The 22,508-nt window shown below is 36.5% G+C and carries 25 protein-coding genes and 4 pseudogenes; 20 read left to right on the top strand and 9 right to left on the bottom strand.

The features are described from left to right. Nucleotides 1–88 precede the first annotated feature (88 nt). The 5 genes and pseudogenes from EW028_RS26065 to EW028_RS11790 all read left to right on the top strand — a co-directional run bounded on the left by EW028_RS26065 (nt 89) and on the right by EW028_RS11790 (nt 3,768). The gene (locus EW028_RS26065; RefSeq protein WP_112118014.1) at nt 89–133 is read left to right on the top strand and encodes an erythromycin resistance leader peptide; all 45 of its coding nucleotides are present in this window, start codon (nt 89–91) and stop codon (nt 131–133) included. 273 nt (nt 134–406) lie between these two features. Continuing rightward, nucleotides 407–1,855 carry an Msr family ABC-F type ribosomal protection protein gene (locus EW028_RS11800; RefSeq protein WP_131521005.1) on the top strand — a complete coding sequence of 483 codons (1,449 nt, stop codon included), beginning with the start codon at nt 407–409 and terminating at the stop codon, nt 1,853–1,855. A 123-nt stretch (nt 1,856–1,978) separates the two neighbouring features. Then, nucleotides 1,979–2,421: pseudogene (locus EW028_RS11795) on the top strand (SRPBCC family protein). Between the two features lie 77 nt (nt 2,422–2,498). Then, nucleotides 2,499–2,633 carry a DUF4303 domain-containing protein gene (locus EW028_RS25645; RefSeq protein ID WP_217492442.1) on the top strand — a complete coding sequence of 45 codons (135 nt, stop codon included), beginning with the start codon at nt 2,499–2,501 and terminating at the stop codon, nt 2,631–2,633. Between the two features lie 13 nt (nt 2,634–2,646). Next, nucleotides 2,647–3,768, top strand: a complete 1,122-nt coding sequence (locus EW028_RS11790; protein ID WP_131521004.1) for a serine hydrolase — start codon at nt 2,647–2,649, stop codon at nt 3,766–3,768. 29 nt (nt 3,769–3,797) lie between these two features. Here EW028_RS11790 and EW028_RS11785 read toward each other — a convergent pair. After that, a pseudogene (locus tag EW028_RS11785) lies at nt 3,798–4,100 on the bottom strand (US22-like family protein); the annotation flags it as partial. Between the two features lie 245 nt (nt 4,101–4,345). On the opposite strand from EW028_RS11785, the gene EW028_RS11780 reads away from it, so the two are divergent. Next, nucleotides 4,346–4,873, top strand: coding sequence for a cupin domain-containing protein (locus tag EW028_RS11780; protein WP_131521003.1), 528 nt, complete (start codon nt 4,346–4,348; stop codon nt 4,871–4,873). Between the two features lie 103 nt (nt 4,874–4,976). Next, nucleotides 4,977–5,396, top strand: coding sequence for an Rrf2 family transcriptional regulator (locus tag EW028_RS11775; RefSeq protein ID WP_131521002.1), 420 nt, complete (start codon nt 4,977–4,979; stop codon nt 5,394–5,396). A gap of 40 nt (nt 5,397–5,436) precedes the next feature. On the opposite strand, the gene EW028_RS11770 is transcribed toward EW028_RS11775, so the two are convergent. After that, complete coding sequence (locus EW028_RS11770) at nt 5,437–5,841, bottom strand: carboxymuconolactone decarboxylase family protein (RefSeq protein ID WP_131521001.1); 405 nt, start codon at nt 5,839–5,841, stop codon at nt 5,437–5,439. 110 nt (nt 5,842–5,951) lie between these two features. Here EW028_RS11770 and EW028_RS11765 point away from each other — a divergent pair, with 110 nt between their 5' ends. From EW028_RS11765 to EW028_RS11745, 5 genes are all read left to right on the top strand, one after another. Then, the gene (locus EW028_RS11765) at nt 5,952–6,371 is read left to right on the top strand and encodes an Lrp/AsnC family transcriptional regulator (RefSeq protein ID WP_131521000.1); all 420 of its coding nucleotides are present in this window, start codon (nt 5,952–5,954) and stop codon (nt 6,369–6,371) included. Between the two features lie 16 nt (nt 6,372–6,387). Next, nucleotides 6,388–6,912 carry a GNAT family N-acetyltransferase gene (locus EW028_RS11760; RefSeq protein ID WP_131520999.1) on the top strand — a complete coding sequence of 175 codons (525 nt, stop codon included), beginning with the start codon at nt 6,388–6,390 and terminating at the stop codon, nt 6,910–6,912. 22 nt (nt 6,913–6,934) lie between these two features. Continuing rightward, entirely contained in the window at nt 6,935–7,279 is a 345-nt protein-coding gene (locus EW028_RS11755) for a YunG family protein (protein ID WP_131520998.1), read from the top strand. Nucleotides 7,280–7,416: 137 nt separating this feature from the next. Continuing rightward, the gene (locus tag EW028_RS11750; RefSeq protein ID WP_004231581.1) at nt 7,417–8,010 is read left to right on the top strand and encodes an NADPH-dependent FMN reductase; all 594 of its coding nucleotides are present in this window, start codon (nt 7,417–7,419) and stop codon (nt 8,008–8,010) included. Between the two features lie 75 nt (nt 8,011–8,085). Continuing rightward, the gene (locus EW028_RS11745; RefSeq protein ID WP_193767365.1) at nt 8,086–9,024 is read left to right on the top strand and encodes a ring-cleaving dioxygenase; all 939 of its coding nucleotides are present in this window, start codon (nt 8,086–8,088) and stop codon (nt 9,022–9,024) included. Between the two features lie 48 nt (nt 9,025–9,072). Here EW028_RS11745 and EW028_RS11740 read toward each other — a convergent pair. Then, nucleotides 9,073–9,282 (bottom strand): annotated as a pseudogene (locus tag EW028_RS11740) (MFS transporter); the annotation flags it as partial. Between EW028_RS11740 and EW028_RS11735 the strand changes: the two are divergent. Further along, nucleotides 9,265–9,483 (top strand): annotated as a pseudogene (locus EW028_RS11735) (TetR/AcrR family transcriptional regulator); the annotation flags it as partial. The pseudogenes EW028_RS11740 and EW028_RS11735 overlap by 18 nt on opposite strands. A gap of 86 nt (nt 9,484–9,569) precedes the next feature. On the opposite strand, the gene EW028_RS11730 reads toward EW028_RS11735, so the two are convergent. Next, on the bottom strand, nt 9,570–9,959 hold the full coding sequence (locus tag EW028_RS11730) for a RidA family protein (protein WP_131520996.1): 390 nt from the start codon (nt 9,957–9,959) through the stop codon (nt 9,570–9,572). A gap of 422 nt (nt 9,960–10,381) precedes the next feature. Between EW028_RS11730 and EW028_RS11725 the strand changes: the two genes are divergently transcribed. From EW028_RS11725 to EW028_RS11715, 3 genes are all read left to right on the top strand, one after another. Next, complete coding sequence (locus tag EW028_RS11725) at nt 10,382–11,434, top strand: AI-2E family transporter (protein ID WP_048394009.1); 1,053 nt, start codon at nt 10,382–10,384, stop codon at nt 11,432–11,434. 64 nt (nt 11,435–11,498) lie between these two features. Next, nucleotides 11,499–12,026, top strand: a complete 528-nt coding sequence (locus tag EW028_RS11720; RefSeq protein ID WP_131520995.1) for a GNAT family N-acetyltransferase — start codon at nt 11,499–11,501, stop codon at nt 12,024–12,026. A 234-nt stretch (nt 12,027–12,260) separates the two neighbouring features. Further along, entirely contained in the window at nt 12,261–13,292 is a 1,032-nt protein-coding gene (locus EW028_RS11715) for a S66 family peptidase (protein ID WP_131520994.1), read from the top strand. A gap of 42 nt (nt 13,293–13,334) precedes the next feature. Here EW028_RS11715 and EW028_RS11710 read toward each other — a convergent pair whose 3' ends face one another. Together EW028_RS11710 and EW028_RS11705 are read right to left on the bottom strand one after the other, a co-directional pair. Beyond that, entirely contained in the window at nt 13,335–14,678 is a 1,344-nt protein-coding gene (locus EW028_RS11710) for an MATE family efflux transporter (RefSeq protein ID WP_131520993.1), read from the bottom strand. Continuing rightward, complete coding sequence (locus tag EW028_RS11705; RefSeq protein WP_131520992.1) at nt 14,665–15,132, bottom strand: GNAT family N-acetyltransferase; 468 nt, start codon at nt 15,130–15,132, stop codon at nt 14,665–14,667. Before EW028_RS11705 ends, EW028_RS11710 begins: the two co-directional genes overlap by 14 nt. A gap of 86 nt (nt 15,133–15,218) precedes the next feature. Here EW028_RS11705 and EW028_RS11700 point away from each other — a divergent pair, with 86 nt between their 5' ends. The 3 genes from EW028_RS11700 (at nt 15,219) to EW028_RS11690 (ending at nt 18,712) form a co-directional block, all read left to right on the top strand. Further along, nucleotides 15,219–16,049, top strand: coding sequence for a MerR family transcriptional regulator (locus tag EW028_RS11700; RefSeq protein ID WP_131520991.1), 831 nt, complete (start codon nt 15,219–15,221; stop codon nt 16,047–16,049). Between the two features lie 184 nt (nt 16,050–16,233). Continuing rightward, nucleotides 16,234–17,535, top strand: a complete 1,302-nt coding sequence (locus EW028_RS11695; protein WP_131520990.1) for an SMI1/KNR4 family protein — start codon at nt 16,234–16,236, stop codon at nt 17,533–17,535. 1 nt (nt 17,536) lies between these two features. Next, complete coding sequence (locus tag EW028_RS11690) at nt 17,537–18,712, top strand: DUF4272 domain-containing protein (protein WP_131520989.1); 1,176 nt, start codon at nt 17,537–17,539, stop codon at nt 18,710–18,712. 49 nt (nt 18,713–18,761) lie between these two features. On the opposite strand, the gene EW028_RS11685 is transcribed toward EW028_RS11690, so the two are convergent. The 3 genes from EW028_RS11685 to EW028_RS11675 all read right to left on the bottom strand — a co-directional run bounded on the left by EW028_RS11685 (nt 18,762) and on the right by EW028_RS11675 (nt 21,374). Beyond that, on the bottom strand, nt 18,762–20,174 hold the full coding sequence (locus EW028_RS11685; RefSeq protein WP_131520988.1) for an erythromycin esterase family protein: 1,413 nt from the start codon (nt 20,172–20,174) through the stop codon (nt 18,762–18,764). A gap of 140 nt (nt 20,175–20,314) precedes the next feature. After that, nucleotides 20,315–20,668 (bottom strand): hypothetical protein, encoded by a 354-nt coding sequence (locus tag EW028_RS11680; RefSeq protein WP_131520987.1) that lies wholly within the window; start codon nt 20,666–20,668, stop codon nt 20,315–20,317. 22 nt (nt 20,669–20,690) lie between these two features. Beyond that, nucleotides 20,691–21,374 (bottom strand): DUF2225 domain-containing protein, encoded by a 684-nt coding sequence (locus EW028_RS11675; protein WP_131520986.1) that lies wholly within the window; start codon nt 21,372–21,374, stop codon nt 20,691–20,693. Between the two features lie 333 nt (nt 21,375–21,707). Here EW028_RS11675 and EW028_RS11670 point away from each other — a divergent pair, with 333 nt between their 5' ends. After that, entirely contained in the window at nt 21,708–22,481 is a 774-nt protein-coding gene (locus tag EW028_RS11670) for a Cof-type HAD-IIB family hydrolase (protein ID WP_131520985.1), read from the top strand. The last annotated feature ends 27 nt before the right edge of the window (nt 22,482–22,508 follow it).

Raw genomic sequence — 22,508 nt, 5'->3', positions numbered from 1 at the left:
GTGTGTCTTTAGAGAGAACTTTGGAAACTTGACATATTATAGCTAAAATTTATAATAGTCGTAACACTGCTAGGAGGGTTATTAAAAAATGACACATGCTATGAGACTACGTTTCCCAATGTTGAACCAGTAACTGAATAGGGCCAAACTCTGTTTTGTACACCAGAGTAAATGGGATAGTCTGTCCTTTTTTAATCATCTTCATCATCATGAGAAAAAAGACGCTTGTCTTACAATCAATCTCTTTTACTTTACATCACAGGCAAATTGTCTGTGTTTTTTTATTGAATGTAGGGAGGAAAGTGAAATGTATAGTCTATTATTCTTTTGATACGAGCTTTGATTAAAAGCTCGTATCGATACCATCGCTATCGATACGGAATGATCAATTTCGGGAGGTAGCAATATGGAAAAGGTTTGCTTTGAGTTAGAGAATGTAGTCGTTACTTATTTAGATAAAGAACTATTAAATATTGAAAAATTAGCTGTGCATCAATTTGACCGGATAGGTATCGTTGGCAAAAATGGTGTAGGTAAAAGTACGTTGATGAAGTTACTTGCTGGCAAGATACAACCGATAAGTGGGAAATTGAAAAGTCATGTTCATTTCGGATATTTTGAACAGATGAAGGCACCAACGTTAATAGAGGCCGATCCACAGTTATTAGGGAAATTAGCAGTACCTACGTATTCTGAAGGATTAAGTGGTGGAGAGCAAACAAGATTAAAGCTAGCACAATTATTTACTTCTTATGAGGAAGCTTTGCTTATTGATGAGCCGACAACACATTTGGATCAACTTGGAATTTCATTTTTATTAGATGAATTACGTTATTATTATGGGGCCCTCATACTCATCAGCCATGATCGTGCTGTACTAGATGAGCTGGTTACAACGATATGGGAGGTAGATGGTGGTAAGGTAACGATCTACTCAGGAAATTACAGCAATTATGCCATGCAAAAGCAATTAGAGCAAGATCAACAAAATCAGGCTCATGATCAATATTTGAAAGAAAAGAGCAGACTTGAAAAAGCTGTAGATGAAAAAATGAAAAAAGCTAAAAAGATTGCTCAGGCAGGCAATATGTCTAAAAGAGAGGCTAACGCTAAACCTAATCGTATGTTTATGACAAAGTCCAAAGGCACAAGTCAAAAAGCTGTACAGCGTGCAGCAAAAGCTATCGAACATCGGATAGGGAAGCTTCAAAAAGTAGAAGCGGTGCAGGAGGAAAGAAAAATTGTTTTTCGGCAATCAAAAGCCTTGGCATTGCATAATAAGTATCCCATTATGGCAGATCGATTCACTTTATATGCTCAAGATAAGGTACTATTACACGAGGTCAGCTTCCAAATCCCGTTAGGTAAAAAAATTGCGCTTAAGGGTAAAAATGGTAGTGGTAAAAGTACATTACTAAAACATATAGCTAATACTGGTGAGGGAATAACTATTTCTCCAAAGGCTAAAATAGGTTATTTTCATCAGATGAGCTACCAATTTGCTGGTGAGGAAACAGTGCTACAATTTTTAAAGAATCGCTCTGAATATGATGAAAGTTTATTACGAAGCGTACTTCATTCCATGCAGTTTGCTGGCACTGATTTACAAAAGAAAATTACCACACTTAGTGGTGGTGAGGCCATACGCCTTCAGCTTTGTCGGCTATTTTTAGGAAATTATAATATTTTGCTGTTGGATGAACCAACTAATTTCTTAGATATTCAAGCACTCGAAGCCCTTGAACAATTTATAGCTGCTTATGAGGGAACAATAATCTTTGTCACACATGATAAAAATTTTATCGACAATGTAGCAGATATTCAGTTGACTGTTCATAATAAAAAAATACTTTAAGTGAAAAGGTGCGATTCCATTAGGAGAATCGCACCTTTTTTAGTGAATTTTTATTAGGAAGGAAGGTTAATGGAAAATTTCGGCGAAGGTGTAGATAGACAATATGAAAAAGGAAGATGAATGATGATAAATACGGATGTGACGACGAAACTAAAAATCAATCAACCAGCCCATAAAGTATTTAAGCCATTATTTCCCCTACTGAAATCGGTCATTATTGGTTTTCTAGCAGTTCCGAAAGATGGGCAGAAGGTAAAAGAATCACGCTTAAATATGAGGAGTATGGTGCAGAGGGTGTGATCACTGTGCTTGAAATGGAGATGAATAAAAAAATTGTGTTTGTTTGGGGAGAAGAGCATGGTGAAGTGACAATGGTTACCATCACTTTTGAAGAATCAGAAAGTGAAACAATTATTACTGTTGTAGAATCTGGGTTAAATGCACATGACCCAGAAATTGTGACAAAAATGATGGGCCAAAAAGAGGGTTGGGTCTATACATTAACGTGCCTCAAAGGATATTTAGAAAATGGGGTTAGCAATTTACGAGCTTCTCTAATTCATTAAGGAGGAGAGTATGTCAACGATCGATATCATCGAGCAATTGGAGCTGAATTAGTTTGTGCTAAGAAGAGTTATTCGAGGTGAATCAAGCAAGGGATTCTGTATGCATACTTGTTGAAGTGATGCCTCCAGAAATAAAAACAGAAATAGCATTACGATTAAATAACCAGTCGTCTACAGTATTACAGCAATGGTTGTTAGAAGCAGCTGAATGATGGAGGGATGAATATGAAAAAGTTGTATTGGATGATTGGCAGTGTTTTGGTTTGTATAGGTTTTGTATGTAGCATTATTTTTTGGAAGTTTCAAAAAGAAATCAAGAAGAACGATCCTGAATATATCGTGCAATTTATCAAGGAACATAAAGAGGATAAAAATATTTCCGTAGCCATTCAATATAATCAACAACATTGGGTGGAGCTAAACACCAAGGAACAGCTACCGTTAGCAAGTACGGTTAAAATAATCGTAGCCATCGCCTATGCGCAACAAGCAGCTGATGGCCGTATTAATCCTAAAGAGCAAGTAAATCTAAAGGAGTTAGAGGCATTCTACATTCCTAAAACAGATGGCGGCGCACATAAAGCATGGTTGGCGCAGTTAAACCTTCAGGGTGCAGATAGTGTACCTTTAAGTGAAGTAGCAAATGGCATGATTGCCTATAGCTCCAATGCAAATACGGAATATTTAATGAATGTATTAGACTTTCAAATATTTAATGATGTGCTTACACAGTTAAATGTAGAGGATCATGAACCTTTGTATCCAATTGTAAGTGCACTTTATATTCCCATTCACTTGATGGAGGAAAAAAATTTAACGAAAAAAGCAACATTAACTGCTTTGCGAAAAATGGATATGGTTGAATATCGTGATCGTGCATTGGCTATTCATTCGAATTGGATAGAACATCCTTTAACAATTGAGGAGAAAACAAAAGCTCAAAAAATGCTCAATATGGATTTTCAAAAGATATGGTCTGATCGTTTAATAAGGGCCACAACAAGTGATTACATCTCTATTTTAGAAAAATTGAATGGTAAAAATTTCTTTAGCGCAGAAGTACATAAATATTTAGATCCCGTGTTGGAGCAATTGATGCAGAATCCTAGAAATCAAGCATGGTTAAAACATGCTGGTCAAAAGGGAGGATCGACGGCATTTGTGTTAACACTAGCAGCCTATGCGGAAGATAAAGATGGAAATCAAACAGAAATAGCCTTTTTCGCTAACAACTTAAATACAATGGAGCAGATTAAGCTCTCAAATAGTATGAATAGTTTTCAATTGAAATTTCTTACAGATGATAAATTTCGTAAGCGTTTGAAAGAGGAATTTTCCGAGTTGTGAGTTGCCCATAGATAAGGCAACTCATACTATTAACTACGCTCATCAATCAGTTTTTCAAGAAATTCTGAGAAAGAAGAGGCATATTCATAGATCATGTCATTCATTAAGTCATAGCACATAACTGGAAATTCGCCGTGTTCATCTTTAGACGAACGATCAAAGAAGTACAATTCGTCAGAGTCTGGAATAAATAAATCCAATCTATTCGGAAATTGTTTACACCACTCCTCGTCAGCCAAGTTAAGACGATGTATATAGAGAATATCATGATCATTGATGTCTCTGTATGCTGGTGGGCCGATTGAGAGAATAGATCCACCATTCAGCTGCCCATTGCCATAATTTTTTAACCACCAGCAATAGGATGGTGGTAAATCGAATCCTAACTCTGCTCAACGTGTCCAGAAAACCATTTAATCGCAGGATTACCTGCAAGCTTTTTTGTTAATCTAGCATACACTGTATCTACCTCCAGTCTATATATAAAGATTACTCAATTAAGTCACACTACATGTGAGTACCTTCTTTCATTCAGCTGCATACTATAGCGTTATCATGCATGAGAGGATTGAGATAAATGTACCACCCTTATTACGGTAATTATCAATCGTATCATTACGGTTATCAACCTGTTTATTGGGCCTATCCAAATCAGGCAGAACGAGCGCCAAGAAGTAATGTCCAGAATGATTTTGGACCAACACCATTTGTTATCGACATTGAAGAGGCTACAAAGCGCAATAAAAATTATCGTACAGCATTGTGGACAGGGTCAAACGTACAAGTAACGGTGATGAGTCTTAATGTCGGAGAAGATATTGGTTTAGAAGTACACCCACATGTGGACCAATTCATTTGTATTGAGGAGGGGCATGGATTAACTCAAATGGGGCCAACTAGAGATTATTTAAACTATCAGAGACATGTCGCAGAAGATACGGCTATTATGGTACCAGCAGGAACATGGCATAATGTTACGAATACAGGGGATAAACCACTAAAGCTTTACACGATCTATGCGCCACCAAATCATCCATTTGGGACTGTACAAGTAACAAAGGCTGATGCTCTTGCTGGAGAAGCGGGTTATGGACAGCATGACTAGGGATCATAAAAGCGTGTTTTCATACAAAACATGCTTTTTTCTTGAATTATGATAGAATGTGTTTTAATTGCAGATAATAAAGGTCCTGAATGAAGGGTGATGAATGATGAAGTATTCAAAAGCAACAAATTATGCTTTACATACAATGGTGTTTTTAACACGCAATCCTAAAGGGAAATCAATGAGTGTAGAGTCTTTAGCAGAAATGCAAAAATTATCTCCAACCTATCTTTCCAAAATATTAACTAAGCTTGTGAAGGCAGGCTTAATTGAGTCAAACCCAGGTGTCAACGGTGGTTACCGCATTTCTAAGCGCCCCCAAGAAATTTCGTTTTTAGAGGTTATTTATGCGATTGAAGGACAAACCTCATTATTTAGTTGCTCTTCTGATCACGAAGATTCCTTCCATCATCAAGGCTGTCTCATTGAGCAAGTGATGGTGGATGCTGAAAATAATATGAAAGAAGAGCTTAGTAAGAAATTTATTATAGATATAGCTAATAAAATGGAATTAAAAGGATAGCAGCTGGAATAGGAACTAGGGTTTCGCCCCTAGCTCCTTATTATTTTAATTGCATGAGTGCGCCAAAATATTGCTGTGCTGTCGTGAAGCAAATAAATGCTAGTAGCTCACTAATCTCCGCTTCTGTTAAATAGTCCTTTAATACAGCCGTGACGTTGGGGGCGGTGTGCCCCTTAGCAGCTAAGAATGCTTCCGCAAAACCTGTGCATACTGCCGTTTTCTCATCATAGTTCTGGGGATCAGGCTTGCCTTTTGCCTGACAATACTGACAGCCATTTTTTTGAGCTAAAGTTTTTCGAACCTCTTCTTTTAATGAAGTGGATAGATGCCCGTCTTTTTCGAGTACCTCCCCCAACTGCTGCCAGTGCAGCTGAATTCCCTTGTTGTAGCCTAATAATTGTTGAAAGGGTGTTAAGCCCTTGTCATATAATTGAATAAGTGTCATCAATCATTCCTCCTTCTATTAATTAGTGTAAAATGTTCATAACGAAGTTAACATATCAATTCGAAGGGAAATATGATTGTTTTCCTTCAAAAAGAAGGGGTATTTACAAAATGGATTTCATTAACGAAATGATACTTAAAGAATTAAAAGAAGATAGTCGAATTTCTATGAGCGAGCTAGGAAGAAGGGTTCACTTATCTGCACCAGCAGTTCGTGAAAGAATAAGACAATTAGAGGAACAGAAGGTCATTAAGAGATATACGTTAGCTATTAATAAGAAAGCATTGGGTTATCCAATTGAAGCGATTGTTGAGGCGACAATCAAAAATAACCGCTATGCAGACTTTAAAGAACATCTGAAGGTTTATACAAATATAGACTTCTGTTATCGCATTTCAGGTGAGTCATGTTTTTTATTAAAGGGGCATTTTCAATCTTTTCCTGATGTAGAGCAGTTTATTGATGCATTACAGCCATATGCACATACAAAAACTAATTTTATTTTTTCAGATATATGTGAGGACGTTTAGATGAAAGGAGATATGTATGGAAATAAAATTATTTGAAGAAGAAATCGATGATTTAGTTCATTTATTAACGCAAAATAGATGGTTGTATCACACGAATTCCTACATAAAAGAAGAGGCTATTCGAGCTGCATATGCCGAAGGATACTATCAGAACAATCGTGAAACACATTGGATACTAGAAGATGGAGAAAAAGTTGGCGTTATCTTTATTCATGATATAGACGATACGATCCCTCTTTTTGATCTCCGTTTAGATGCAAATTATCGAGGCAAAGGATATGGTGTCAAAGCACTTCATTGGCTACAAGAATATCTGTTTGCCGAAAGAAAGAAAATTCGTATTGAAGGCTACACAAGAGTTGATAATATAGGAATGCGAAAATGCTTTAGTAAAGCTGGCTTTGTGAAGGAAGGGTATTTAAGAAATGCTTGGGAAAATGAAGATGGTACTGTGACAGATAGTATTGTCTATGGTTCTATTAAAGATGATTGGGTAGTTGGGAAGTCAACACCAATAAGAATGGATGAAGTCCCATTTTAACGTGTTTGAAAGGAGTTTTTGCATGGAAAAAGATGTATTAAATGCCTTAAGAAAATCATGGTCCATTCAATCAAGTTCTAAATGGAGTGTGGACAACCCTGCAAAAGGACAATGTGGCGTCACTTCATTAGTTGTGCAGGATATTCTTGGCGGAGAAATTAGGAAGACATTTCTTGAGGAAGGCTGGCACTTTTATAATATTATTAATGGAGAAAGAAAGGATTTCTCCGAGGAACAATTTCCATATCTAATCCACTACCAAGATATTGATTCAAATAGGGTAGAGGCTTTTCAAGATACTAATGATAGTCAATATCGTTATCTAAAAACACAAGTTTATAAGCTTTTAGGGGAGGCAGAGAATTAATTATCTCTGCCTTTTTAATTTTCAAAACAAAGTTGTTGACGTTTATAAAAATATCGTGTTATTATTATCTCGAATTCAAGATAAATAAATTCAAGATAAATGAATTCGAACCTTTAGCTTCGCCAGGAGGTACAATTATGGGGTTTTTTAATAAATTATTTCGTACAAAAAAAGAGGAGGAACAAACAATGGCAGAATTAAATATCGGTATTATTATTGGATCAACTCGTGAGGGGCGTGTAAGCCCTCAAGTAGCACAGTGGGTAAAGGAAATTGCAGATCAACGTGGAGATGCCAATTATACAGTGATTGATATTGCTGATTATAAATTACCATTATTAGGTGAGCCAGGACAGGATGCTTCAGGAGCACAAGGTTGGTCAGAAATTATTGCTAAACAAGATGGTTTTGTATTCATCGTACAAGAATACAATCACTCTATTACAGGTGCATTAAAAAATGCACTAGACTACTTACGTGTTGAATGGAATAACAAAGCAGCTGGAATCGTATCTTATGGTTCTGTTGGCGGTGCTCGTGCAGCAGAACATTTACGTGGGATTATGGGTGAGCTTTTAATCGCAGATGTGCGTGTTCATCCAGCACTATCATTATTCACAGATTTTGAAAATGGCACAGAATTTAAACCAAAAGAAGTACAAATAGATTCAGTAAACCAAATGTTAGATCAATTGATCCCATGGTCTAAAGCGTTGTATACAATTCGCTAAGCTTTTACAGATTGAGGTAGGTATAAATAGGGCATAGTATAGGTGAGAAATATAGTCATGAAAGGGCTTGTTAACATGAAAAAACATACAGCAGGTATACACCATATCACAGCGATCGTAGGACATCCGCAAGAGAATATTGATTTTTATGCGGGAGTATTAGGCTTACGTTTAGTAAAACAAACAGTAAACTTTGATGATCCGGGCACATATCATTTATATTTCGGTGACAAAGGTGGGAAACCAGGAACAATCATTACCTTCTTCCCTTGGGCTAATGCTTATCAAGGACGTATTGGTGATGGTCAGGTTGGCGTTACAACGTATGTTGTACCAGAAGGAGCACTGCCATTTTGGGTTAATCGCTTAGCGAAATACTCGATTCCTTTCCAAAAAGCTGAACGTTTTGGTGAGCAAGTCATTCAATTCGATGATCCACATGGTTTGCATATTGAACTCGTGGCACGTGCGAAAGGCGGGCTCAACGAATGGTCATTTGGTGAAGTAACACCTGAGGTTGCTATCAAAGGATTTGGTGGAGCTACACTATTCTCAAGTCACCCTGAAGAAACTGCCAAAGTTTTAACAGAAGTAATGGGTCTTGAAAAGGTAGCGACGGAAGGTGACTATACGCGTTATACTTCTAGTGCAGAAATCGGCAATACAGTGGATTTAAAAACAGTTGCAGGTCAACGTGGCCAAATGGGTGTAGGAACTGTGCATCATATTGCGTGGAGAGCTCAAGATAATACAGATCATTTAGAATGGCAAGAGTATGTGATGAATCATGGACAACATGTAACAGAAGTAAAAGATCGTAATTATTTTAATGCGATTTATTTCCGTGAACCTGGCGAAATTTTATTTGAAATCGCTACAGATCCTCCTGGATTTGCTCATGACGAGACAAAAGAGACAATGGGTAGTCAATTAATGTTGCCACCTCAGTACGAGCAGCACCGTGAACAATTGGAAAGAACATTAATTCCGATTAAAGTACGTGAGCTTGATTAAGCAGGCTTGCAGGATCAAACTAAGCTAAAGTTGGAGAGATTTTTGAGAGCCTAGCCCATAAAAAATTTGTGTGATAGTAATAATCAAACCAATAATTGATTGATCAATAGCAAAATCATTCGATAATTCATCTAGCAGCGGCTGAGCAAAATAAATATTGGCAACAGACATTCCGCAGGCTGTAGCGAATAATAATGTTACAGCGCGGGATATAGAGGATGATTGATTTATATGAATCGCCTCATTTGCAGTGAGCATCAACTCTATCTATCAGTAATTTTTCAGGAGACAATTGAACGGGGAATTCAATCAGGAGAACTAGAGGCGAACACGGATTCAAAGTCTTTAGCGCAAGGATTAATTGTTGCGTTAATAGGGTTAACAGTTATGCTGAAATCGCAGCCACAACGCTCGTTTGCTGATAACGCTATTGCAACGACGCTGACATTACTTAAATAATAAGGCAATACCCCTTTAGCACTGCTAAAGGGGTATTGAAAAATAAAAAAAATGCACAAATTTAGTTTATAAAACATAGGATGAATTTATAAATCCTTACAAGCCCATGCGTCAATCTCAACCTTTAAAGCTGGCGTAGCGAGTGCAACGACATACATTAATGTTGTACATGGAAGATGTTCCCCCAAGAAGTCACTGATAATTTCCTTTCGTTGAATAGCATCCATATCCCCCACTAAATAAAAGACGAGCTTTGTAATATCTTGAACTTCCATATCGGCACTATCTAGATTTCTTTTAATATTTTCAAGTGCTATCTTCAATTGAGCTATTGCATCTTCAGGTATAGATCCATCAGCTATCATGCCGATTTGTCCAGATAGTGTTAACCATCTCTGAGGCCCCGTCACCTCAATTTGATGAACATAAGGAGCAACGGGTGGATGAATGTTCTGAGGGTTTCTCGCAATTTTCATAGAATCAGTCCTTGTCTCTGTTTAATTTATATCTCTAATCAAAATAGCATAAAGTAATAGTTGATAAAAGTTCTATACAAATACCATTATAAAAGAACATACAAATTGGATATGCTGGTTTAAAGGGTTATAATAGATTTATAGAATTTTGGCTAATACGCTGGTAAAGCTTTCACAAAGGATAAGAGTTTCGACTTTTTAATTTGACAAGACATACAATTCACTTCAACCCCGCCTTAGGTTTTATACAGACACTTCTAAAAGAAACATATATTTCGTCTTATTTTGAAGGTAGATGGCTATACTCAGTAAATGAGAGGGAAATTTTTACATAAGAATGATGCGTATTGTTATAAATCAATTTTATAGTGTAGCCCTAGGTAGCAGAGGCAGCGAGGCCGTTTTGTAGAAGGAGTGAATAAATGAATAATTTCTTTCGGAGTAATGGATTTAAGCGTTTTATTATTCTAGTTGGGATTGCTCTTGCATTATATTTAATGCGTAGTATGATCAATCTAATTTTACTTACGTTTATTATTACTTATTTGATGAACCAGCTTACTACCAAGACAACGAAAAGCATTAGAAAATATACGCCGATGAATGAAAAAGCTGTGACGGTAACATTATATCTTTTACTTGTTGCGGGTATTGTAGCTGTTATTTACAAATATTTACCGATTGTGACCCAGCAGATCACACAGCTTTTTGACCTCATTGCAAGTTTTAATCTCGACCCAGATGACAATGAGATTGCGAGATACTTAGCACCGACTTTTGAGAAAATAGAGCTCGGGAAATATTTAGAGCAAGGTGTGGATTTAACTCTTAAAAATATTACGAATATTGGTAAAATCATTATGCAAATATTGATTTCTCTAATTTTGAGTTTATTCATCTTGTTAGAAAAGAATCGTATTATTGAGTTTACAGCTAAGTTTAAGGATAGTAAAATTGGACCGCTTTACGATGAGCTTCATTATTTCTCAAGAATATTCATCCGCTCATTTGGTAAAGTAATTGAAGCACAATTTATTATTGCTGCTGTTAACTGTGTGTTATCCGTCATCGCCCTTTCTATTATGGGCTTCCCACATTTGATTGCACTTGGGATTATGCTCTTTATTTTAGGCTTAGTTCCAGTCGCAGGCGTTATCATCTCATTAATACCATTAAGTATTATTGCATATAGCATTGGTGGTTTGATGTACATCGTCTATATTTTAGTTATTGTTATGGTTTTACATGCCATTGAAGCGTATTTCTTAAATCCAAAGCTTATGTCTGCCAAAACAGATTTACCGATTTTCTATACGTTTATGGTCATTCTCTTTTCTGAGCATTTCCTTGGTGTATGGGGACTAATCATAGGTATTCCACTATTTATGTTCCTGCTTGATATTCTAGGTGTAACCTCCTCGGAAGACCCTGCGAAGAAATCGGTGAAGGTACACACTGAAAAACAAATGGAATAGTTCTAACAAAGGAATCATCTACATACATGATGATTCCTTATTTAATGCACAAGAGGTGTTTATATTGATAAAAGGTCAACAGGTCTATTTAAGAGAAATACGTGAAGATGATTGTGATAGTATTATAAGATGCTTTCAAAATGAAGAAATCATGTATATGACAGGAACACGGAACATCTTAACAAAGGAACAAATCAAAGAGGCAATCAAACGCTTTACAGTAGATTCTTCTCGCTATGATTTTGCTATTTGTTTAGTTGATAATGATCAGGTAATTGGTGATTTGGCGATTATGGAGGTTGATTTAGATAATAAAAAGGCAGTGTTCCGTATAGCTTTACATAATATAGAGAACTGTGGCAGAGGTATGGGTTCAGAAGCAGTTAGGCTTGCTCAAAGATTTACATTTGAGGAGCTAAATCTGAATCGCTTAGAATTACAGGTATATTCACACAATAGTAGAGCAATTAAATCCTATGAAAAGGTCGGCTTTAAAAAAGAAGGTGTTTTGAGGCAGGCCTTGTTTATGAATAATACGTTTTCTGATGAAATCATTATGAGTCTGTTGCGTGATGAGTATATGAAAATTTAAAAGTAGAAATTTAACCAGCGCAGATTTTTGTGTTGGTTTTTTTTCTGAACACAAGTATAATTGGTAAAAATTTCTGTTTCTGTGTGAAGGACAGAAATAGTGTTGAAACTTACATAGCTGTATTTTTAGTTAAAATGTATTCTAAAAATGATATACGAAACTAATTAAGAGACCCAAAATCGTCTTGTTGTTGTAAAACAATTATTTTTTGAAGGCACAAAGGAGAGATGGTAAATGAAAATACAATATCCTACTTTAAAAACACCTCTTACGATTGGCGTGACAGCACCCTCTAGTGGAGTCGAACAGCATCTCCATCTATTACTAACAGAAGCTGAAAAACAATTAATACAAAGAGGAATGAAAGTTATTATTGGAAATACTACCTGGACGCAGCTTAAAGGTAGAAGTACAACAAAAGAAAAGCGAGTCTCTGAACTTATGGACTATTTATTAGATGAGCGTATAGATGTCGTCATGCCACCGTGGGGAGGCAGTTTTTTAATGGAGTTATTACCTTTAATCGATTGGGACGAATTAAAAAAAGCGGGACCCAAATGGATATTAGGGTATTCAGATATTAGTACTTTATCTTTTGTATACACAACCATGACGGGGTACGCATCCGCACATGGGGTGAATTTTACTGAATTATCTGCACCTCAATGGGATGAACTTTCTTCTAAATGGATAGACGTAATTACATGTAAGACTGGTCATTCAATAACTCAAAGCTCTTCTCACTATTTTCAATCGAGCTGGGAGCAAGTTTATAAAAATCCTGCTACAGGATTTTATTTTGACAGTGCAACCGAATGGAAAGTTCTAAACCAAGATCGTAGTAATCGTATGACAGGTAGGTTGATAGGTGGCTGTTTAAATACATTGCAAATTCTTATAGGTACGCCCTTCGATTACGTTCAATCATTTATTAACGAATATTGCTCTGAGGAAGGAACAATATGGTATTTAGAAAGTGTTGGTATGGATGCAGCAAAAATCTACCGAGCTTTGTGGCAATTAAAGTATAATGGTTGGTTCAATAAATGTAATGGTGTTCTAATCGGGCGAGCAGGACTATATGAAAATCTAGGGGACTTTACATTGGTGGATGCATTAGGGGATATTTTTGACGAGATGGGAATACCAGTTTTCTATGAAGTAGATATTGGACATGTCCCCCCTCAATTAATTCTAGTGAATGGAGCAGTTGGGGAAGTAATAGTAGAAGAAGGAAGAGGTACGCTAAAAATGCAATTTTGTTAGGCAAACATATTAAAAGGGGACCTTGATGAGGTCCCCTTTCATTTAAGCATGGTCAGGAGATGAAAGCGTTCTTGGATTTTTCCTAATGAACAAGTAAATAAGCAATGCTGTAATTCCTTCTGCTACTGGGAAGGTCCACCAAATAGCCTGCGAGCCAAGTATCTTGGGTAGTATGATGAGAGTAGGGATAAATAAGATAATACTGCGTAGTAACATAATTGTTGTAGCAATACGAATTTTTTCAATGGATTGAAAGAATTCTGCGAACACCATGTTGATCCCTAAAAATACATAGCCAATGGCAAAATGAACAAAGCCCTGTGCTGCCATACTGCGAATTTCCAATGAGCTATCTCCGAATAACGCCATTAATTGAGAAGGGAAAAGAAGAGCTATAAGAGCTGTTGTTAATCCTAAAATAAACGCGGTAGCTAAACCGATTTTCAATAAAGCTGTTAATCTTTCTAGTAATCTTGCCCCGTGGTGATAGCTAACTAACGGTTGTAGAGCCATACCGACGCCAAGGAAAATAGTCAGTAAGACAGTATGGATGTAATTGACCATTGCATAGGCAGTAACGCCATTCGCACCTAAATAATGTAAAAATGTAACGTTATACAAAATAACGATAACTGCAACGGAGGCTTCAACAATAAAGCTAGGTAAACCTATAGCAAAAATTTTTTTCAAATCTGATAGATTTAAAAATGAAGTGACAAATTTTAACTCAGATTGAGGACGGAAAAAATGGAGACATAGCACAGACGTACCTATAATTGTAGCTATTGCTGTCGCTAAGGCACAGCCAGTCACACCATAGTCTAGTACAAAGATGAAAACATAATTTAAGAGTATATTCAAAGCCGATGTTGTAATTAAGCCCAGCATAGCCAATTTTGGATTGCCATCATTTCGAATAAAGATGCTTAATAAATTTTCAATTGTGTAAAATATCCCAAAGAGCAAAATTACATGTAAATACTCCTGCACATAAGGATACGTATCATCACTCGCTCCGAATATATAAGAAATATCCTTTAGATTTAATGCGAGAAATCCAATAATCGTGATCACAACCACAAGCATTGTAGAAAACGCCAATGTAAATAGTTGATGGGCTCGTTGCTTATTTGCCTCTCCTAGAGAAATCGAGAAAAGAGTAGCTCCTCCCATACCAATCCATAGAGAAATAGAAAGCAAAATAGAGAAAATAGGAACAGCTATATTAACCCCAGCTAAAGCTGTAGGTCCCACGCCGTGACTAACGAAAATGCCATCTACCAATATATTGACGGACATTAAAAGCATCCCGATCATGGCAGGGAATAAGTATGATAAAAATAATGGTTTCAGTGGCTTTGTTTCAATTGGATTAATGGTTGTCATAACCATGCACCTCCAAAACCATTACTTTTTCCCCTTTATCATCTAGCTCACCATTAAATATAAAACCGAATTGTTTATACAGCTGGATAGCTACAGCGTTATTGTCATAAACACTTAAATATATCTGAAGACAGTTGAACTTTACTGTTAAATATTGAATAAGTTGCTGTAAAAAATGTTTTCCCAAACCTTGTCCTTGGTATTGTTCTGCTATTAGATAGCGATCAAGCCATACTCGTTGACTATAATCATCATGAGGGAATAAGCCGTACATAGCGAAGCCTATAGCGGTGTTATCTTTATACAGACCTAAAGGCGTAAAGTGTCGATCCATTTCCGCCTCTGCTAAGCATTGTTCTGTAGATTCAATAAAATGTTGCTGATTGTCAGCGATACGTAATGCTAAAATTTCTTTCTTGTTAAAAGCTGTAATGTCACGAATCTCCGTGAACATAATGTCAAAACCTTTCTATTTTTATTTTGAATAGGTACAATCTAAAGTATATAGTAACTATATAGTCAAGGGAGGAAACTCAAAAAATGCTTAATAAAAATGTAAAGTATTTTACAACTGGTGAATTTGCCAAATTATGTAAGGTGAATAAACAGACACTTATTTATTATGATCAAATTGGTTTATTATCTCCCATCATGAAGGATAGTAAGGATTATAGGTATTATTCACTTGCTCAATATGATTTTTTCGGTGTTATTGAATTATTAAAGGCAGTGGGGATGTCCTTAAAGGATATTCAGCATTATATGGAAGAGAAATCACCTGAAAATTTTTTAGAATTGATGCACCAACAAAAAGAGCATGTTGCGAAGAAACGTAGAGAACTAGAAATGATTGAGAATATTATTGATGTCAAAATCAAAATGACAGAGGAAGCACTGCATCTAAATTTTAAGGACATCACGATTGAGTATTTTCCTGAAGACACATTATATTTGAGTAAAAATATTGAGAATTCTACAGAAGAGCAGTTTGTGAAGGCTGTATCTGACTTTATTGAGGAATTGGATCGCTCTCAGTTAGATACAGGGTATCCCATTGGAGGGATAACAAGAAGAGAGCAAGTGTTAGCTGGGAATTACGATAACTATAGTTATTTGTATATTGAGCAGCCTCATCCAAGAGAAGGGCATCCTTATTTTAAGGCGATAGAGGGTGAATTTGTGATTGGTTATCATGTAGGCCCCTCCTCAAAACTTGGTGAGACATACACACGGCTATTTAATGTCATGCATGAAAAGGGTTATGAGCTAGGTCAGTATGTATACGAGGAATACATTTATGATGCCGTAATGAAAAATCGAGAAGAAGACTATGTAACCAAAATTATGATGGAAGTAAAGAAAGTAAAATAATTCATTAAGACGTAATAGAAAAGAATGAATATAGCTGAGACATTTATCATATACGAAGGTTTAGATGGCAGTAAAATAATAGCATTTTGTCATTCTTTTTAAAGTTAGCCTAATCAGTAAATGATTTCCTGACGATAAATAAGAAGTATGACATCACATGAGCCTTATATGGAGGTTAGAGACAATGTGGATTGAGCGTTGGAATCATTTAGTAGAGCAATTGAAGCAGCAGGGAGCTTGTGTATATCCGATTGAAATACGGCCAGTCGCTACCGAGCAAGAGTTACAGCAGGTTGAGGAAAGACTTGGTGTACAAATCCCTAATGGGTTTCGTCAACTGTTGCAAAATTGCTCAAAGCAAGTAAGTATTTATTGGTCATTACCAGATGAGGCGATACTTCCCACTGAATTGCTAGATACGCCTTCTGGTGAGTTTGGCTGGAGCCTAAAAGCTCTAGACTTTCCTTACTTTGGAGAAAATGATGAATCGTATGAACAGCAATATTTACAATTTTTTACGGCTGGTAATGGAGATGCTCTTCTTCTTAAGCTTGACGACGAAACCGTTTGGTATTGGAGCCATGAAGAAGATGAGCTTGATTTGCTTGCTGCCAGCTTTCATTCGTACGTTGATAATATGACGGCTTTAGGCTGTATTGGAGTAGACTGCGGACAGCATCGTCAATTTTGTAGTGAAAATGGATTGGATATTGAATTGGATCGCTCACAATTATGGCTAACTTGGCTAGAACAATATTTAAGCTCTAATTTACAGCAGGCTCAATCCAGCTTAGCATCTTTACTTCATTATGTTTCCATGCATGGTGTCAAAAAAACAAGCGTGCAGGAGGCATTTTTGCATTTTGATGGAGTACAGGTGTATCAGGCACTTCAACATAAATTAGAGCGAGCTCAATCTCCATCAGAACAAAAGGCGTGGAGTGAAGTTTTAGTCAAGATATGTCCGAGTGAGGCGGGAAATTGGGCAAGAGAACTTTGGCAAGTACAGAGTGACATACCAGACTGGCTGCGTGATTATGTAACAGTACATTGTTTGCCAGTTAATGAGGGACAATCTTTCATCTTAATGGATATCGAAAAAGATAGAATTGATGCCTATACTGCTCTATATCGTCTACGCCAATTTCACCATCCAAATATTATAGACTGGATGAGACCCTATGTCACGTTTCCTATTGATGGGTGGGATACACTTTTGGCTGAGTCACAGCCAAGTGCAGAGACGTTATATGAGTGGTTAAATGGCAACGAAGTAGAGAGGCTAACATCCATCCGAGCTATTTGTCAAATGATGCAGCGGGGAATCACACCTACAACTATGATAGACGAAGAAAAATGGCGTCCTTTGCTGGCGTATTGGGTTGAACATGAGGTGCTACAGAAAAATAAACAGCTGTTTAGCCAAGCGCTTAGTTGTTTGGAAAATTGGTTATTAAAATGCTATATGCGACTAAGGAGAGAGTAGATTGAACCAGTTTACGATATTCGCTTCCAAAAATGATACAGATGATATTCAGGATAAACTATCCGATGTATTGGCAAAAAGCTTCATTATTGAAAAAGATGAAAACGAATATTTATTAAAATCAAGAGGTTTATTTAAAAAATATAAATGCTCTATAAACATTTTAACTGAAGATACGAACCCTGATTATTTTGCAAAAAATATACCTGGGATGATGGGCTTTTACGATAAAATTCCATTTAAAGATGAACAGCTAAAAGAACGCATAATGATTCAAATATCAGTGCTCAATACGGTCGTTGCAATCGAAATGGACAAAGAGATGACAGAAGACCATATGCAGCAATTTATAAAATTACTAGCAAGCATAGGGGGGATTGGTTTCCTATCAGATGGTACTTTGTTGGATCAGAACGGTATGGTTATTGTTTATCCTAATGGAGAATCAGGTCCATCTGATTTTCAACCACATGCTTGCACAAGAAAGATACATGCACAAGAGGTCACATCAGCACAGGGAGAGGCACGGAAAAATAGAACGATAGCTTTTTTAACAGAGAAGGAGATACCTTATGCGTCATCGCTTCCTCAGCTACCACCAGTAGAAAATCTCCAATTTAAAAGCCAAGAGGATATTGCAAGAAGAGCGGTTGCCCTGTTGATTGTTATTCAATTTGCTTGTGATGTAGCACAGAAGGGTGATATTGAGGAGTCTAGAGAGTTCTTTACCAATATGCTACGTACATATGAGGTGCATGAATTTTTAACGGAGCATGAAAAATTCTTTCTTGAGGCTCAGCATCCTGGTGCTCAAGAAGCAGTCAATATATCATGGCAATATGAAGCCTATTGGACACTTATTTGGGCATTGGGACTTGTGGAAGAGCTAAATTTCCCTGACGATGTATGTGATTGTGAATATGCAATTCAAGTAGTTTCTCGTTGTGAGACATTTGAGCAATTTTATGGTCAAACGGTATTGCGCAGTAAGGAAGATATAGTGGATGAGGCGGATAAAATTTACAGATTACATTGGGCTTGTGTAGATAGCCGCATCAATGGACAAGAAGCTCCTTTAGCATTAAATGAAAGTGTTGTGATGGAAAGACGTAGAGGCTTATTTTGGATGATTGGATATCAAGGCGAAGAATGGGATACTATATCGATGAATACTTAAAACAATAGCAAACTAGATTTCCTAGTTTGCTATTGTTTAATAAGAGAGATTATTTGATATAGGTTGGTTTATCCACCTGATCTATTAAAAGTATACCATCGTATTGGTCGCGCGGAACAAGACTTTCCTGGATCATTCCCCAACTATAGGATAAGCGTGGTTCAAACATCCATGAGTTGCCTCGTTCATTTTGACGATTGCGTAAATCGATGAATGTGTAAGGGTTATTTGTTGAAGACAGAATATCTTCAATAGATCCTTTGACAGGAGGTAAAACAGGCATAGGTTCTCCCATATTATTTGCTGTCTCTCCACTAGCCATGTATAGACCTAATACATAGCTATATTTCTTATAGATATCAGGTAAACGTTCCCCCATTAATTTAACTGGGTAAGGAGATCCCATTACATTCGATTGTGCTTTACGAATATGATCGTTATGAGCCCATACAATAAACTTTTCTGTTGGATACACCTCTTCAGCTAGCCAAAGTAAGTTCTCCATCATTGCTTGATCTCGCCATTCCATAGTTTGCAAAAATGATTCTATATTATTTTGTTCAATGTCGATATTGGACTGAATTGTTAACTCTATATATTCGTCTGCTAGTCGAATACGATCTGCTAGAGTGCGATCCATTAGTTTTACAATATGAGGCTCTTTTGGATAAGCTACCTGTAGCTCTTTTTCTTTGATTTGTATTTGTGATTTTACCTGTTTATACACATCAATTATAGTAGTTTTTACTTTTTGATAGCCCTTCAAATCTTTCCCCGAGCTCCATTCAGCAAGCTGCTTCTCAGCTTCATTGAATTGCTGAGCCAACTTGGGGTTTTGCAGCCAATCTCCGTTCGTAAATGCTCCTTGCTGTTGAATATCAAAGCCAGTAAGTACAAGAGGTTGCTCTGTTGCTTGAGTTGATTTTGCATAGTCAAACAGAGGCAAAGTTTCTTTTGTCCACCAAACGCCGAAAATGGCATCTTTCATTGTTTGTAGAGCTGCTTGTTTATCAATTTGTTCTTGAGCATTCATCACATTACCCATACCACTTTCAAAGGCAAGGACATTATAGCCCATATCTTGATGTAAAAATTGTATTAAACGTGTTTTCGCTAGATTGAATTGTGCCACTCCATGAGAGCTTTCCCCTAAAAAGACAATACGTTTATCATGTAATAAAGGTTTTAGCATCTCTAAATCCTCAAATTTGTTAGCGGGAATTTTTTGTCCATTAAACGTTTCAGGCTGGATGGATGCCAGGCTGTATGCATGGTCATTCGCCCATTTTTTCCAATCAAGTAATGTTTCATTAGAAGTCCTAGCTTGTTTGACAGCAGAATCGTTTTCCGTAATCTGCTCATTTACAGGGACAGCAGCAGAGACATTCACTACTCCACTTATTGTCATTAAACTGGCCAGTGCAAAACTTAATAAAACCTTATGCTTCCTAGCTTTCCTCATTAGTTATCAGCCCTTCACTTTATATTGATACTAATTATAGGAAGGGAAGTTTAAAGTTTAGGAAGAATTTGTTTAAAATTAGTTTAAATTTAGTATGTAAAAAAAGAAAAACACCTCCAATTGATGGAGATGTTGGAATGCTATTTATAGTGATAAGTACTTGCTCTTACATGGTTACGTTGAATTTGGTTAAACCATGCACGATCCTTTTCTTCTTGTTTTAATGTCCCAACAATGGAGGAAGAGCAGCTTACGCAAATTTTAGCCTGGGTAATCTGTCCACATCGTTCGCATGGAGCCCCTAAATTAGGAAAAATGGAGTTCTTTAATTTTCCTGCTTTTACCCATTTGTAAAGCAACTCAGATGACACGCCTGTTAAAGCGACAACTTCATCGTTTGTTAGGTAGCGATTATTTTTTCTTAATAAAAAATGATGCAGCTCTGAAAATATATCCTCTTCTCTCACATCAATTTTCCTTTGAAATAGCAACATAATTAATCATCTCCTCGTCCCATTAATGAATGATTTCATTAATTGTTATAGGTTGTTCGTCATATTTATAATTTTCCCAACGATTGCGTGCAAGCTTGCGATATTTCGGCGAAACATTTCGATCAGCGATTAAGCGTGAAAATCCTTTTTTAGCTTCAGGAATATCATCAAGTCGAAGGCTTAATTCAGCATGTAAAAACTGAATTCTCTCTCCACCTTCTTGATTAGAGGCAAAGGATTTACTATAAAAGTCTCTCGCTGCAAAAAGATAGCGCTTTTCGGATTCTTCGTCTTTTTTTAAACGATAGAGCCAAGCGATTTTTAAAGCGAAATTCGCCATTAAAAGAGATTCTTCCATTGACGCACGGGATACTAAATAGGCGAGCTTAAAACTGATAATGGCATCATCAATTGTACGTTCCTGACAGATATCCATAGGTTTCTGGAGCTCTTTAATGTATAGTTCATCAATGAGTAGCATGAAAGGTCCGTATGTCCGTGTCATAGATTTATGGTAGGCATAGCCACAATGTGGACATACGGCAACTTCATATAGCAAAGGGTTTAGGCCATCGTAAACAGGCATGAAATCCGTTTGTTCTTCGATAATTTTATATCGATTAGGGCGAACTTTATATGTTGTAAACTGCTTTTTGCAAAATTTACAATCCACACTACTTTCATAGTAGTAAATGTTAAATGCCATAAGAATCAACTCCTTTGCGTACTCTAAAATTTTATTTCTTTTGTTCTATTTATACGTAAGATTTTATCGTTCAATGTATTTAAGATATTATCTTTTATTTTAACAATTTTGTGTTCTTTGGTATACTCCTTTAGAATTATTAAAATAAATATATTCAAAGAATTTTTAGTTAAATATTATTATAAATACGCTTGTAATAGTTTTTATCGGAGGTGTAAATGGAAGTTATATAGTTTGCTTAAAGTTTGTCAAAATACTTTCACATATTTCAAGAGAGAAGAATTGTAAATTTAAATCAATTGGTTCTAAAAGACTATGATGGAGGTGCTCAAAATGAAGTGTAATATCGTGATTTTTGATGTAGACGGCACATTGATTAATTACGAGGATGGCTGTGTGGAAGAAAGTACAAAACAAGCTATTCAGCTATTGCAAGAAAAGGGAATTCATCTTGTAGCGGCTACTGGAAGACCCTTATCTATGTGCTATGAATTAAAAGCGCTGGGGATTGAAACCTTTATTACAGCAAATGGGGCCTATGTGAAACATAAGGAACTTGTCATACATAAAACTCCGATTGCCAAAGAAATTGTCTACAATATACAGGCTTTTGCACAGGAACAGCAGCATAGCCTAACATTTTTTACAGAGGAGTTATCTATGAATAGCATACAAAGTCCAGTAGCTTTAAGAGCGATGCAAGAAACTTTATCTTTACGGGATTTTCCACTTATAAATGAAAAAATTGTAGATGAAGAGGTTTTTCTCATGTGTTTATATGCGGATGAGCTGGCTGAAAAAAGATATACTAGCCAATTTTCGAATATATTTTTGCAGCGTTGGCATCCTTATATTGTGAATGTCTTACAGCAGGATGTTTCGAAGTCTATAGCTATTAAAGCGGTGCTTGATCATTTTAACATTGACCCTGAGAATGCGATTGCCTTTGGGGATGGGGATAATGATATTGATATGTTGGAGTATGTAGGAGTAGGAATTGCCATGGGAAATGGCAGTAAAGCTCTAAAAAGTGCTGCCAATTTTGTTACAAAGAAATCTACGGATGGCGGTATCAATTTTGCTTTACGTCAGCTTCAAGTCATTTAGAGCGCTGAGGCTACACTATATATAGCA

The sequence above is a fragment of the Lysinibacillus sp. OL1 genome, from assembly GCF_004332175.1.
GTDB lineage: Bacteria > Bacillota > Bacilli > Bacillales_A > Planococcaceae > Lysinibacillus > Lysinibacillus capsici.
This window is presented reverse-complemented; position numbering and strand designations above follow the sequence as displayed.

Bases quoted from the DNA above. Each gene is read 5' to 3' on its own strand.
- EW028_RS11800 (WP_131521005.1), top strand. From the start codon at position 407: ATGGAAAAGGTTTGCTTTGAGTTAGAGAATGTAGTCGTTACTTATTTA.
- EW028_RS11790 (WP_131521004.1), top strand. From the start codon at position 2,647: ATGAAAAAGTTGTATTGGATGATTGGCAGTGTTTTGGTTTGTATAGGT.
- EW028_RS11780 (WP_131521003.1), top strand. From the start codon at position 4,346: ATGTACCACCCTTATTACGGTAATTATCAATCGTATCATTACGGTTAT.
- EW028_RS11775 (WP_131521002.1), top strand. From the start codon at position 4,977: ATGATGAAGTATTCAAAAGCAACAAATTATGCTTTACATACAATGGTG.
- EW028_RS11770 (WP_131521001.1), bottom strand. From the start codon at position 5,841: ATGACACTTATTCAATTATATGACAAGGGCTTAACACCCTTTCAACAA.
- EW028_RS11765 (WP_131521000.1), top strand. From the start codon at position 5,952: ATGGATTTCATTAACGAAATGATACTTAAAGAATTAAAAGAAGATAGT.
- EW028_RS11760 (WP_131520999.1), top strand. From the start codon at position 6,388: ATGGAAATAAAATTATTTGAAGAAGAAATCGATGATTTAGTTCATTTA.
- EW028_RS11755 (WP_131520998.1), top strand. From the start codon at position 6,935: ATGGAAAAAGATGTATTAAATGCCTTAAGAAAATCATGGTCCATTCAA.
- EW028_RS11750 (WP_004231581.1), top strand. From the start codon at position 7,417: ATGGGGTTTTTTAATAAATTATTTCGTACAAAAAAAGAGGAGGAACAA.
- EW028_RS11745 (WP_193767365.1), top strand. From the start codon at position 8,086: ATGAAAAAACATACAGCAGGTATACACCATATCACAGCGATCGTAGGA.
- EW028_RS11730 (WP_131520996.1), bottom strand. From the start codon at position 9,959: ATGAAAATTGCGAGAAACCCTCAGAACATTCATCCACCCGTTGCTCCT.
- EW028_RS11725 (WP_048394009.1), top strand. From the start codon at position 10,382: ATGAATAATTTCTTTCGGAGTAATGGATTTAAGCGTTTTATTATTCTA.
- EW028_RS11715 (WP_131520994.1), top strand. From the start codon at position 12,261: ATGAAAATACAATATCCTACTTTAAAAACACCTCTTACGATTGGCGTG.
- EW028_RS11710 (WP_131520993.1), bottom strand. From the start codon at position 14,678: ATGACAACCATTAATCCAATTGAAACAAAGCCACTGAAACCATTATTT.
- EW028_RS11705 (WP_131520992.1), bottom strand. From the start codon at position 15,132: ATGTTCACGGAGATTCGTGACATTACAGCTTTTAACAAGAAAGAAATT.
- EW028_RS11700 (WP_131520991.1), top strand. From the start codon at position 15,219: ATGCTTAATAAAAATGTAAAGTATTTTACAACTGGTGAATTTGCCAAA.
- EW028_RS11695 (WP_131520990.1), top strand. From the start codon at position 16,234: ATGTGGATTGAGCGTTGGAATCATTTAGTAGAGCAATTGAAGCAGCAG.
- EW028_RS11685 (WP_131520988.1), bottom strand. From the start codon at position 20,174: ATGAGGAAAGCTAGGAAGCATAAGGTTTTATTAAGTTTTGCACTGGCC.
- EW028_RS11680 (WP_131520987.1), bottom strand. From the start codon at position 20,668: ATGTTGCTATTTCAAAGGAAAATTGATGTGAGAGAAGAGGATATATTT.
- EW028_RS11675 (WP_131520986.1), bottom strand. From the start codon at position 21,374: ATGGCATTTAACATTTACTACTATGAAAGTAGTGTGGATTGTAAATTT.
- EW028_RS11670 (WP_131520985.1), top strand. From the start codon at position 21,708: ATGAAGTGTAATATCGTGATTTTTGATGTAGACGGCACATTGATTAAT.